The organism is Streptomyces sp. NPDC048650, from assembly GCF_043199095.1.
GTDB lineage: Bacteria > Actinomycetota > Actinomycetes > Streptomycetales > Streptomycetaceae > Streptomyces.
Map to the genome: position 1 here is coordinate 117,808 of NZ_JBICVM010000005.1, position 12,252 is coordinate 130,059.

Below are 12,252 nucleotides of genomic sequence, written 5' to 3' on the forward strand. Positions count from 1 at the left end.
GCGGGAACTCCACCCGCCCCATGGCGAGTTGATACGGCGTGCACGAACGCCTGCGCAGGATCGCCGCCAAGCTCGCCCTCGTCCCCGGTCTGACCGGGCGGGCCCACTCCTTCGGTGAAGAGGCCCACCGCTTCCGGCTGGGCCGGCCGCTGCCCGAGGCCCGGGTGCGGGAGTTCGAGACCCGGCACGGCATCCGCCTCCCGGAGGGCTACCGCGGCTTCCTCACCACGCTCGGCCACGCCGGCGCCGGTCCGCATTACGGCCTGCTGCCGCTGGAGGACTGGGACCTCGCCGTCCTCGATGCCGTCCGGCCGGGCCATCTGCGCACCCCCTTCCCGCTCTCGCCCACCGGCCCCGTACCGGGACCCGACGGGTACGACGCCTGGGGCGACCCGGATGCCGAGCCCTTCCCCGGCGCCATCGCGCTCACCAGTCAGGGGTGCAGCGGCTACACCCTCCTCGTGGTCTCCGGCCCCGCCAGGGGGCGCCTCGTCAACGCCGACATCGATCTGCGGCCGCCGTTCTTCTGCCACGACAGCGGCTTCCTCGCCTGGTACGAAAGATGGCTCGACGAAGTCTCCGCCGGGATGAGCACGGCCGGCTTCGACCTCTCCCTGCCGTCCGGCCCGCCCGCGCCGGCATGCGTACTCCGCGATGCACCCGACCCGGTCCAACGGCATGCGGCCGCTTGGACATTGGGCCGTCATCCGGCACTCACCCCGGCCGCCAGGTCGGATCTCCGGGCCGCCGCGGTGGGCGACGCCGTCGCCGAGGTCCGCCGGGCGGCCGTCATCGCGCTGGGCCGCCGCCCGGTGCCCGCCGACGACCCCACGTTCCTCCGCGCCCTGACGGACACGTCCGAGGACGTCCGCGCCACGGCGCTGTCCACCCTGGCCCGCCGCGGCGGTGCCTGGCATGCGCGGGCCCGCGCCCTGCTGTGCGATACCAGTCCCGAAGTGCGCCGGACGGCCGCCCACGTCCTCCACGACTCCGGCGCGATCACCGAAGCCGATCTCACCCCGATGCTGTCCGACCCCGACCGGCCGGTCCGCGAGAAGGCCGGCTGGATCCTGCGCCAGCTCGCCGGCGGACCTTCCGCCGACGCCTGACCCGGGCACGCTGCCGCACCCGGGTCACCACCGTCACTGCACGATGCGCGCCTCTTCCGTGACCGCCACCTGGGCGGGCCGCAGCAGCCTGCCGCCGACGCGGTATCCCCGGCGGAGGACGGCGGCGCACACGGCGCGTTCCGCCTGGCCGGCGGGGAGGTCGGCCGCGGTGTAGGTGATGGCCTCATGGCGGACCGGGTCGAAGGGGGCGCCCGGTGTGCCGAAGGATTCCAGCCCCAGCGCGGCCAGTTCGGCCTCCAGTGCCTCGCCGACCTGCCGGAAGCCACCCGTCAGCTCGCCCTGCTCGGCGGCCTCCGCCAGGGCGTCGAGTACGGGCAGCAGGCGGGCCAGCACATTGGCCACGGCGGCCTCACCGACCGCCAGGCGGTCGCGGCGGACCCGCTTGCGGTAGTTGTCGTACTCGGCCTTCAGCCGTTGCAGATCGGCCGTGCGCTCCCGCAGCTCGGCGCCGAGTGCCGCCTCGGGCGACACCGGCTGGACGACGGCCGCGTCCTGGTCGGCCGGCGTGCGGCCGTCCGGATCCGCGGGATCCGGAGCACGGCAGGCCCGGGGAGGGAGCACCGCGGGACCCTCGTGCGGCCGGTCCCGGACGATCGACAGCGGCGGATGGGGGTGACCGCGGGCGCCGGTGGGGCGGTTCATCGCGACCCCTCCTGCTTGTCGTCGTCGACGATCTCCGCGTCGACGACGTCGTCCTCGGCCTTGCCCTGCTCACCGGACGCACCCGACGCGCCGGACGCACCCGCGCCCTCGGCGCCGCCGGCGGCCTGCGCGTCGGAGTACAGGGCCTGGCCCAGCTTCTGCGAGACGGCCGCGACCTTCTCGGTGGCGGCGCGCAGCTCGGCGGTGTTGTCGCCCTCGGCGGAGCCCTTGAGCTTCTCCTTCAGCTCGCCGACGGCTTCCTCGACCTCGGTCCTGACCTCACCGGGGACCTTGTCCTCGTTGTCCTTGAGGAACTTCTCGGTCTGGTAGACGAGCTGCTCGGCCTGGTTGCGGGTCTCGGCGGCCTCGCGGCGCTTGGTGTCCTCCTCGGCGTGCCGCTCCGCCTCCTGGACCATCCGGTCGATGTCGTCCTTGGGCAGCGAGGAGCCGCCGGTGACGGTCATCTTCTGCTCCTTGCCGGTGCCCAGGTCCTTGGCCGTGACGTGCATGATGCCGTTGGCGTCGATGTCGAAGGAGACCTCGATCTGCGGGATGCTGCGCGGTGCGGGCGGCAGGCCGGTCAGCTCGAACATCCCGAGCTTCTTGTTGTACGCCGCGATCTCGCGCTCGCCCTGGAACACCTGGATCTGCACCGACGGCTGGTTGTCCTCGGCCGTCGTGAAGATCTCCGAGCGTTTGGTGGGAATGGTCGTGTTGCGCTCGATGAGCTTGGTCATGATGCCGCCCTTGGTCTCGATACCGAGGGACAGCGGGGTGACGTCCAGCAGGAGGACGTCCTTGACCTCGCCCTTGAGGACGCCGGCCTGGAGGGTGGCGCCGATGGCGACGACCTCGTCCGGGTTGACGCCCTTGTGCGGGTCCTTGCCGGTCAGCTCCTTGACCAGCTCGGTCACCGCGGGCATCCGGGTGGAGCCGCCGACCAGGATCACGTCGTTGATGTCGGAGATCTTGATCCCCGCGTCCTTGACGGCGTTGTGGAACGGGGCCTTGCAGCGCTCCAGAAGGTCGGCGGTCAGCTGCTCGAACTGGGCGCGCGTCAGCTTTTCGTCCATGTGCAGCGGCCCGTCGGGCGATGCGCTCAGATACGGCAGGTTGATCGTGGTCTCGGTCGCCGCGGACAGCTCGATCTTCGCCTTCTCGGCGGCCTCGCGCAGCCGCTGGGTGGCCATCTTGTCCTTCGACAGGTCGATGCCGTACGCGTTCTTGAACTGCTTGGCCAGGTGGTCGACGACGCGCTGGTCCCAGTCGTCACCGCCGAGACCGGTGTCGCCGTTGGTGGCCTTCACCTCGACGACGCCGTCGCCGATCTCCAGCAGCGAGACGTCGAAGGTGCCGCCACCGAGGTCGAAGACCAGGATGGTCTGGTCGTTCTCCTTGTCCAGGCCGTAGGCCAGCGCCGCGGCGGTCGGCTCGTTGACGATCCGCAGTACCTTCAGGCCCGCGATCTCCCCGGCCTCCTTGGTCGCGGTGCGCTGCGCGTCGTTGAAGTAGGCCGGGACCGTGACGACGGCGTCCGTCACGTCCTCGCCCAGATACTGTTCGGCGTCCCGTTTGAGCTTCTGCAGCACCCGCGCGGAGATCTCCTGCGCGGTGTAGCGCTTTCCGTCGATGTCGCCGCTCTCCGGGAAGCGCCACTGGGCATCGCCCATGTGGCGCTTGACCGAGCGGGCGGTGCGCTCGATGTTGGTCACGGCCTGCCGCTTCGCGATCTCGCCGACCAGTACGTCGCCGCCCTTGGCGAATCCGACCACCGACGGTGTGGTCCGGGCACCCTCGGCATTGGTGATCACGGTGGGCTCACCGCCCTCCATCACGCTGACCACCGAGTTCGTCGTACCGAGGTCAATGCCCACTGCGCGTGCCATGGTTCTCTCCTCACCTCGCGGCCGCCCGCTCACGGAGCGGTCGCCGACTCGGGCAGCGATGCTGCGCCGTACGGTCCACCACACAGGCCCTCTCACCTGCTGGTACGGAGAGCAAGCCACCTACACCATTTGCATAAATCGTGCCAACTCGCCTGTCAAGTTGCTCCGAATTCGTGGCAAATAGGCCAGATGGCCACCCCTTGCGGGGTGGGAGGCCGGTATCGCGGCCCGCGGGGTTCACCCGGCGCGGACGGCGTGCTCCAGCGCCCGCGCGACCCGCTGGACGTCCTCGTCCGTCGTGCGCCAGTTGCTGAAGGCGGCCCGCAGGGCGGGCTGCCCGGCGTACCGGGTCGGGGTCATGAAGACCTCGGCGGTCAGCCGGTCGGCGAGGGCGGCGAGGCGTTCGGGGGTGGGCCCGTCGGCCAGGGTGAAGCAGACGACGTTCAGCCGGACCGGTGCGAGGAGCCGGAGTCCCTCGATCTTCTCGATGGCGGAGCCGAGCGTGCGGGCGCAGGCCACATTGCGCTCGACGATCTCGCGGTGGCCGGCGCGCCCGTACGCGCGCAGGGTGAACCATGCCGAGAGCGCGCGCAGCCGGTGGGAGTTCTCGGGGGTGAGATGGACGAGATCGGGTTCGGCGCCCACGGCGCCGAGGTAGACGGCGGCGTTCTGGAACACCCGGGCCTGCAGGTCCCGGCGCCGGGTGAACTGCACCGCGCTGTCGTACGGCACGTTCAGCCATTTGTGCAGGTCGACGCAGACGGAGTCGGCCAGGTCGAGGCCGTCGGTCAAGTGGGCGTGATCGGGGGAGAGCGAGGCGAAGGCGCCGAACGCGGCATCGACGTGCAGCCAGCAGCCGTAGCGATCGCGCAGCGCCGCCAGGGCCCGCAGATCGTCGAAGTCGACGGTGTTGACCGTGCCGGCGTTGGCCACGACGATGCACGGGCCGTCCGCGTCCCGCAGCTCCGCCTCCAGCGCCACCGGGTCGACGGCCTCCCGCCCGGGGAGGGTGGCCACCGTCCGGAGCGCGGCCCGGCCCAGGCCCAGCACGGACAGGCCCTTGGCCACGCTGGAGTGCGGGCTGCCCGACAGGACGCGTACGGCACCGAGTGCCGCCACCCCCGCCTCGGCGGGTGAGACGCCGCGCCGCTCACCGAGCCATTCGCGGGCGATCGCCAGGCCGACCGTGTTGGCCATGGTGGCCCCGCTGACCAGGGCCCCTTCGTGATCCTCGGAGAGCCCGAACAGCTGGCGCAGCCAGCCGACCGTCTCCCGTTCGAGGTGCTGACCTGTGGCGTCCAGCGACGACGTCGCGTTCTGGTCCACGGCCGCGGTCAGCCAGTCGCCGGCCAGTGCGGCGGGCGTCGCGCCGCCGGTGACGAACCCGAGGTAGCGGGGCCCGGCGCTCGCGGACATGCCCGGCTCCCAACGGGCCGCGAAATCCCGCAGGGCACCGGACAGTCCGACGGCCTCCTCGGGCAGCGGCACCGCTCGCCGGGCCGGCACCTCCGGTACGACCGGCGCCTCTGCCAGGCCGTCGAGAAATGCCACGGCGTGCCGTTGCGCGGCCTCCAACAGCTCCGGCAGTTCGGCGAGATCGGCGGCGAGTCGCGGGTGCATACGGGCTCCGTTCGCAGCGGGGGCCAGGTGGCCCTCCTGCCATGAGGCTAGATCGCCGACGGCTCCGCCCGCCCGGTCCAATCACGAAGAACTGGACCGGTGTTCGGGAGGGAGGAGCGGCCGTCAGGGGCCCCAGAACAGCCGTCAGGGGCCCTCAGGGAGCTCGGGCCGGTACGCGCTGGCCGTTACCGTCCGTCCGTCCATCGGTAGCGGTGCTCCGGCCGGCCGGTGTCGCCGTATTTCAGGGTCAGGGTGATGTGGCCGGTGCGTTCGAGGTGTTTGAGGTAGCGCTGGGCGGTGGACCGGCTGACCCCCGCGCGGCCGGCCACCTCGTGGGCGGAGAGCGGTTGGGCGGCCTCGCCGAGGACGTGGCGTATGAGGTCGACGGTGGCTGCCGAGTGGCCCTTGGGGAGTTCCGCGCGCGGGGCGTCGACGGTCCGGAAGGCGCCGAATATCCGGTCCACCTGTTCCTGCCCGGCCTCGCCGCGTCCGCCGACGCCCGCGACCGTCCGCCGCAGGGCGGCGTAGCCCTCCAGCTTGGCGCGCAGGCCGGAGTAGCCGAACGGTTTGACGAGGTACTGCAGCGCGCCGCAGCGCATCGCGTCCTGGACGGTGGCCACATCGCGGGCCGCCGTCACCATGATCACGTCGGCGTGGTGGCCGAGCTGACGCAGCCGCCGCATCAGCACCAGACCCGTCTCGTCCGGCAGGTAGTGGTCGAGCAGCACCAGATCGACGTGGGTGCGCTCCAGGGCGGCCAGCGCCTGCGCGGCCGAGTGCGCGCGGCCGGTGACGCGGAAGCCGGGTACCTGGGAGACATAGGCGGCATTGATCTCGGCGACATGGAAGTCGTCGTCCACGACCAGGACGTCGATCACGTGGTCCCTCCGGTGGCCGGCAGCGGGGTGCAGGAGTCGCCCGGCGCACCCGGGCACTCGCCCGGGGCCGAGTCCTCCCGGGCGAGTGCCTCCGGCAGTACCACGGTGAAGACCGCGCCGCCGCCCGCGCGGGCGGTGACCCGGGCCATCCCGCCGTACCGTTCGGCGAGCCGGCGGACCAGCGCCAGGCCGATGCCCCGGCCGCGGTGGGCGGCCGCGGGAGGGGCGGCCTTGGTGGACCAGCCCTCGGCGAAGATCTCCTCGCGCAGCGCGGGCGGCACGCCGGGGCCGGTGTCCGAGACCCGCAGGACGGCCGTACTGCCCTCGGCACGCAGGTCCACCTCGACGAACGGCTCGGCGCGGCCGTGGCCGCCGACCGCGTCCAGCGCGTTGTCGAGGAGATTGCCCAGGACGGTCACCAGGTCCCGCGGGTCGACCACCGTGGCCGGCAGCAGGGTGGTCGCCGACACGCGCAGCGACACGCCGCGTTCGGCCGCGACGGCCGCCTTGCCGACGAGCAGCGCGGACAGCAGCGGGTCCGGCACCCGCTCGGCGATCTGCTCCGCGGACGCCCGGTGGGCGCCGGCCACCTGGGCGACGAACTCCACCGCCATCTCGTGCCGCCCCAGTTCGAGCAGCCCGCGCAGGGTGTGCAACCGGTTGGCGTGCTCGTGGTCCTGGGCGCGCAGGGCATCCAACAGGCCCTGCGTACTGTCCAGTTCACGGCCGAGCAGTTCCAGTTCGGTGCGGTCGCGCAGGGTCACCACCGCGCCGCCGTCCCGGGTCGGCACCCGGTTGGCGACCAGCACCCGCCCCCCGCTGACCGCCAGCAGGTCCGTCCCGGCCACCCGCCCGGTCAGCACCTCCGTCGTCCGGCCGGCCGGCAGCACCTCGTCCGGCACCCGGCCCGCGGCCCCCGCACCGAGGCCGAGCAGTCGCGCGGCCTCGTCGTTGACCAGCCGGATCCGTCCGTGCCGGTCGCAGGCCACCACGCCTTCGCGGATGCTGTGCAGCATCGCCTCCCGCTCGTCGAGCAGCGCGGAGATATCGGCGAACGCGACGCCGTGCGTACGGTGCCGCAGCCGGCGCGAGACGGCGATCGCGGCGAGCACGCCGACGGCCAGCGCCGCGCCCGCGTAGCGCAGCAGCCCGGGGATGGTGCCGAGCAACCGCCCGCGGACGCTGTCGTACGCGATGCCGACCGACACCGCGCCGACGATCCGGCCTCGGCCGTCTCGCAACGGCACCTTGGCGCGGGCCGACCGCCCCAGAGTGCCGGTGTCGATCTGCCGGACCTCCCTCCCGGCCAGGGTCCGGCTCGGATCGGTGGACACATGCCGGCCGATCTCACCGGTGTTCGTGTGCGACCAGCGCACTCCGCGGGTGTCCATCACGACGACGTACAGGGCGCCCGTGGCCGTGCGGATCCGCTCGGCGCCGGTCTGCACCGGACCACGCGGATCCGGTTCGGTGGCGACCAGTTCCCTGGCGAGTTCCGGGTCGGCCGCGGTGGTCTGGGCGATCGACAGGGCCCGTCGCATCGCCTGGTCGTCGAGCTCCGAGCCGAGGGGAGCCAGGAACAGACCGGTGGTCAGCACCATCACGCCGGTGGTGATGGCCACCTGCGCGGTCAGGACCTGCGCGAAGATCCGACGGGGCCAGTGGATCCGCATGCCGTCCCCCCCTCGTCGCCCGTGTCGCCGGCCCGTCCCGGCTTCCGCGGCGCCACCGAAGAGGACCTTCCGTGGCGCCGCGATGACCGCACCGTAAGCCGTGGGTGAGCGGCTGCCCACCCCCTGGTCATGCTTCCGTCGTTCCGGCGTGAGCAAAACGAGCACAACAGGTATTGCGCGCAGAACGGCGGCTTGCGCCCACAAGGCTGCCGTACCGGGCCGGATCGCTCCTAGCCTCCCGGGCCATGAGCCGCCATCCCAGTCCCGCCATCGAACTGCGGGGTACGAGCAAGGCGTTCCGGACCCCGTCGGGAGCACTGCACACCGCCGTCCGGGATCTCGACCTGGTCGTCGAGCGGGGGGAGTTCGTCGCCGTCGTCGGGCCCACCGGCTGCGGCAAGTCCACCACGCTGACGCTGATCAGCGGGCTCGAGGAGCCCACGACGGGTGAGGTGCGCGTCGCCGGCGAGCCGGTCCGCGGCATCGGAGACAAGATCGGATTCGTCTTCCAGCAGGACGCGGTCTTCCCCTGGCGCACCGTGCTGTCGAACGTGATGGCCGGGCCGCGCTTCCGCGGCGTGCCGAAGCCCGAGGCGAAGGACCGGGCGCACGAGTGGCTCGCCAGGGTCGGCCTGGCCGCCTTCGCGGACCGCTATCCGCACCAGCTCTCCGGCGGCCAGCGCAAACGCGTCGCGCTCGCCGCCACCTTCGTCAACGACCCCGAACTCCTGCTCATGGACGAGCCGTTCTCCGCCCTCGACGTCCAGACGCGGGCCCTGATGTCGGACGAACTCCTGGACCTGTGGTCGGGGACCGGTGCCTCCGTCGTCTTTGTGACGCACGACCTGGAGGAGTCCATCGCCCTCGCCGACAAGGTGGTGGTGATGACGGCGGGCCCCGCGACCGTCAAGGAGGTCTTCGCCATCGACCTGCCCCGCCCCCGCCGGGTCGAGTCGGTGCGGCTGGAGCCACGCTTCATCGAGATCTACCGGGAGATCTGGTCGTCGCTCGGCGAAGAGGTACGGATCACCCGCGAGAGGGGCGCCGCAGATGCCGCCTGAGACCGTCGTCCCGGCCAAGTCCGGCGCGGGGACGGGCCGTACGGACCGTGCACAGGCCCGGGCGCGCGCCGCCCGCAATCGCACACTCCTGGTGCATGGCACCCGGGTGCTGCTCCTCATCGGACTGATCGGGCTCTGGGAGGGGCTGGCACGCGCCGCCGTCATCGATTCCTTCAACTTCTCGATGCCCTCGAAGATCTGGGACCAGATCAGCCAGTGGGCGCTGCACGGCACCCCGCAGGGCTCGCTGTGGGAGCAGATCTGGTACACGCTCTACGAGGCGCTCCTCGGCTGGGTCATCGGCGTGATCGGCGGCGTCGTGCTGGGCATCGCGCTCGGCCGGATCCGCTTCCTCGCCGATGTGCTCGGCCCGTACATCAAGGTGCTCAACGCCCTGCCGCGGATCGTCCTCGCGCCCATCTTCCTCATCTGGTTCGGTCTCGGGCCGGCCTCCAAGGTGGCCTCCGCGGTCGTGCTCGTCTTCTTCCCGGTGTTCTTCAACGCCTTCCAGGGCGCCCGGGAGGTCGACCGCAATCTGGTCGCCAACTCCCGGATCCTCGGCGCGAGCCCGCGCCAGGTCACCCTGCAGGTCGTGATCCCCTCCGCCACCTCCTGGATCTTCACCAGCCTGCACGTCAGCTTCGGTTTCGCCCTCATCGGCGCGATCGTCGGCGAGTACATCGGCGCCACCAAGGGCCTGGGCCTGCTGGTCTCGGCATCGCAGGGCACCTTCAACGCGGCCGGTGTGTACGCGGCCATGGCGATCCTCGCCGTCGTCGCCCTGCTCGCCGAAGGGCTGCTGGCCTTCCTCGAACGGCGACTCTTCCGCTGGAAGCCGGCCGATGCCGGCGCCGACCGCTGAACCACCCCAGCCCTCTCCCCAAGGACGTGATCATGCGTATCCCCCTCAGACTGTCGGCCGCCGCCCTGGCCCTGGCCACCCTCACCGCCTGCGGCGGCGGTGGCTCGCCGGCCGCGGGTTCCGATGCCGAGGACGGCAGCCTCAAGATCATGGTGGGTGGCCTCGACAAGGTCATCTACCTCCCCGCGCGACTCACCCAGCAGCTCGGCTACTTCAAGGCCGAGGGCCTCGACGTCACGCTGCTCACCGAGCCGGCCGGCGTACAGGCCACCACCTCCCTCGTCTCCGGCGATGTGCAGGGTGTGGTCGGCTTCTACGACCACACCCTCGATCTCCAGGTCAAGGGCAAGCAGGTGGAGTCGGTGGTCCAGCTCGCCCACGCTCCCGGCGAGGTGGAGGTGGTCTCCCGCAAGGCGGCGGGGAACCTCACCTCCCCGAAGGACTTCAAGGGCAAGAAGCTCGGCGTGACGGGCCTCGGCTCGTCCACCGACTTCCTGACCGAATACCTCGCGGTCAAGAACGGCGTACGGACCGACGAGTTCACGCCGGTGGCGGTCGGCGCCGGCCAGACCTTCCTCTCGGCCCTCCAACAGGGCTCCATCCAGGGCGGAATGACGACCGACCCCACGGTCGCGCAGGTCGTGAACAAGAACCTCGGCAAGGTGCTCCTCGACATGCGCACCCCCGAGGGCTCGAAGCAGGCGCTCGGCGGGCCGTACCCCTCCTCCAGCCTCTACATGAACACCGACTGGGTGAACGGCCACAAGCAGACGGTGCAGAAGCTGGCCAACGCCTTGGTGAAGACCCTCAGATGGATGTCCACCCACACCCCCGAGCAGATCGCGGCCAAGATGCCGTCCGATTACGCCCAGGGCGGCGAGAAGCTGTATGCCCAGGCGATCAAGGACACCCTGCCGATGTTCACCAAGGACGGAGTGATGCCGCCCGACGGACCCGCCACCGTCGAACGCGTCCTCAAGTCCTTCAACCCCAACCTCAAGAACGCCTCGGTCGACTTGGCGAAGACCTACACCACGGAATTCGTGAAGAAATCGGGCTGACCGGCCCCGGAGCGGCGCCGGTTGCCGGCGGAGCCCCCGTGCGACAACCGGCCGTCGCGGCGGTGGCCGCCGCGCCCGCCGATCAGGCGTGCAGGGTCAAGGTGGGATGCGTGCCGTTCAGGTAGTGGTCGCCGATGTCGCGGAGGCTGTGGGTGGCGGAGCCCTGTGCCGTCAGGACGCGCGCGTTGCGCCAGAACCTGTCGAAGCCCGGACCGTCGGCGGGGGTGTCGGCGGCGTCGGTGAGTTCCATGATGCGGGTGGTGATGCGCATGGCGGATCTGCTGGTGACGGCCTCGGCCGCGGCGACGAGGACGGCGATGTCGGCACGTTCGTCGACACCGAGTTCACCGCCCAGAAGGAGCCCCCTCGCCAGCGCCTCCGTGGCCGGCTCGACGACCGCCGCGGCGGTATGGGCGGCGGCCACCATTTCGCCGTAGGCGAGCAGGAGGTAGGGATCCCGGCCCGGTCGGTCCGCGTACCCGCCGTCGTCCGGGACCGTGACGGGCCAGGTACGCGGCGCGGCGCGGCTGAAGTCCCGCGCCTCGGCCAGGGCGCCCTCGGCGATGCCCAGGGCGACGTGGACGAGGGCGAGGCGCAGCGCCAGCGGGGCCAACGCGGCGAACGGCGAGAGGTCGTGCTCGTCCCGGGGGACGGTGCCGAGGATCTGGTCGGGGCGCACGGGGACGTTGGTGAAGCCGATGCTGCCGGCCGCGGTGAGCCGCTGGCCGAGCCGGTCGTGCGCCAGGTCGGCGGCTACGGCGGGATGCGCCGGGTCCACCAGCACCACCCGGGACTCGCCGGTTTCGGTGCAGAGCGCACCCAGTACCAGCCGGTCGGCGACGGTCACTCCGGCGGCGAAGGACTTGCGCCCGTTGAGGACGTACCCTGCCGCGGACGGGGTGACGGTGAGCTCCGGCCCGGTCTCCGTCTCCCTGTCCGTCCCCGGGACGTCGATGCCACCGCCCCAGAGCCACTGTTCCTCGGCCGCCCGGAGCTCCAGTGCGTCGGCTCGCTCCGGTGCGCCGAAGAATCGCGCACTCCACGACAGGGCGTGGTGACGGGCGAGCAGTTCCCCGATGGAGCTGTCGGCCGCGGCGATCTCCCGGATCACCCGGCACGCCGTCCGCCAGTCACTGCCGCGGTCCGGCGGGCCGGGCGGCAGCAGCAGCGCGGGCAGGCCGGCCTCGCGCAGCCGGGCGATCTCGTCGAAGGGCGGCTTGCCCGCCCGGTCGCGGGTGAGTGCGTCGACGGCGAGATCGTCCGCGAGTTCACGGGTGACGCGGGCCCACATCCCGTCCTTGGTCGAGTGGCCGGCCTGCGGGGCGGCGGAACGTGCTGCGGACTTCTTCGGCATGACGCCGGTTCACCGTCCTGTCGGGTCGGGTGGGCCGGTGGGCGCCGGCCGGGAAGAGGCGCGGAGCGGCGGTGGCCCGGCTCGG

The 12,252-nt window shown here is 71.9% G+C and carries 10 protein-coding genes; 4 read left to right on the top strand and 6 right to left on the bottom strand.

The genetic code is table 11. The features are described from left to right. The first annotated feature begins 38 nt into the window (after positions 1–38). Positions 39–1,109: a HEAT repeat domain-containing protein gene (locus tag ACGFML_RS15700; RefSeq protein ID WP_393543957.1), complete on the top strand. Its 1,071-nt coding sequence runs from the start codon at positions 39–41 to the stop codon at positions 1,107–1,109. Between the two features lie 33 nt (positions 1,110–1,142). Here the strand turns inward: ACGFML_RS15700 and grpE are convergent, their stop codons facing one another. From grpE to ACGFML_RS15725, 5 genes are all read right to left on the bottom strand, one after another. Further along, complete coding sequence (gene grpE / locus ACGFML_RS15705) at positions 1,143–1,772, bottom strand: nucleotide exchange factor GrpE (protein ID WP_393543959.1); 630 nt, start codon at positions 1,770–1,772, stop codon at positions 1,143–1,145. After that, positions 1,769–3,658 carry a molecular chaperone DnaK gene (gene dnaK / locus ACGFML_RS15710; protein ID WP_393543961.1) on the bottom strand — a complete coding sequence of 630 codons (1,890 nt, stop codon included), beginning with the start codon at positions 3,656–3,658 and terminating at the stop codon, positions 1,769–1,771. The genes grpE and dnaK overlap by 4 nt, the downstream gene beginning before the upstream one ends. A 237-nt stretch (positions 3,659–3,895) precedes the next feature. Next, positions 3,896–5,278: a pyridoxal phosphate-dependent decarboxylase family protein gene (locus tag ACGFML_RS15715; protein ID WP_393543963.1), complete on the bottom strand. Its 1,383-nt coding sequence runs from the start codon at positions 5,276–5,278 to the stop codon at positions 3,896–3,898. Positions 5,279–5,463: 185 nt separating this feature from the next. After that, a complete protein-coding gene (locus ACGFML_RS15720) occupies positions 5,464–6,156 on the bottom strand; it encodes a response regulator (RefSeq protein ID WP_393543965.1) in 693 nt (230 codons plus the stop codon). Beyond that, positions 6,153–7,829: an ATP-binding protein gene (locus ACGFML_RS15725; protein WP_393543966.1), complete on the bottom strand. Its 1,677-nt coding sequence runs from the start codon at positions 7,827–7,829 to the stop codon at positions 6,153–6,155. Before ACGFML_RS15725 ends, ACGFML_RS15720 begins: the two co-directional genes overlap by 4 nt. Before the next feature lie 245 nt (positions 7,830–8,074). Here ACGFML_RS15725 and ACGFML_RS15730 point away from each other — a divergent pair, with 245 nt between their 5' ends. Genes ACGFML_RS15730 through ACGFML_RS15740 form a run of 3 tightly spaced genes read left to right on the top strand, consistent with a single transcriptional unit; the run spans position 8,075 to position 10,813 of the window. Continuing rightward, a complete protein-coding gene (locus tag ACGFML_RS15730) occupies positions 8,075–8,890 on the top strand; it encodes an ABC transporter ATP-binding protein (RefSeq protein WP_393543968.1) in 816 nt (271 codons plus the stop codon). Next, positions 8,880–9,752, top strand: coding sequence for an ABC transporter permease (locus tag ACGFML_RS15735; RefSeq protein ID WP_393543969.1), 873 nt, complete (start codon positions 8,880–8,882; stop codon positions 9,750–9,752). The genes ACGFML_RS15730 and ACGFML_RS15735 overlap by 11 nt, the downstream gene beginning before the upstream one ends. A 32-nt stretch (positions 9,753–9,784) precedes the next feature. Beyond that, a complete protein-coding gene (locus tag ACGFML_RS15740; RefSeq protein WP_393543971.1) occupies positions 9,785–10,813 on the top strand; it encodes an ABC transporter substrate-binding protein in 1,029 nt (342 codons plus the stop codon). A gap of 82 nt (positions 10,814–10,895) precedes the next feature. Here the strand turns inward: ACGFML_RS15740 and ACGFML_RS15745 are convergent, their stop codons facing one another. Next, the gene (locus ACGFML_RS15745) at positions 10,896–12,167 is read right to left on the bottom strand and encodes an acyl-CoA dehydrogenase (protein ID WP_393543973.1); all 1,272 of its coding nucleotides are present in this window, start codon (positions 12,165–12,167) and stop codon (positions 10,896–10,898) included. Between the last annotated feature and the right edge of the window lie 85 nt (positions 12,168–12,252).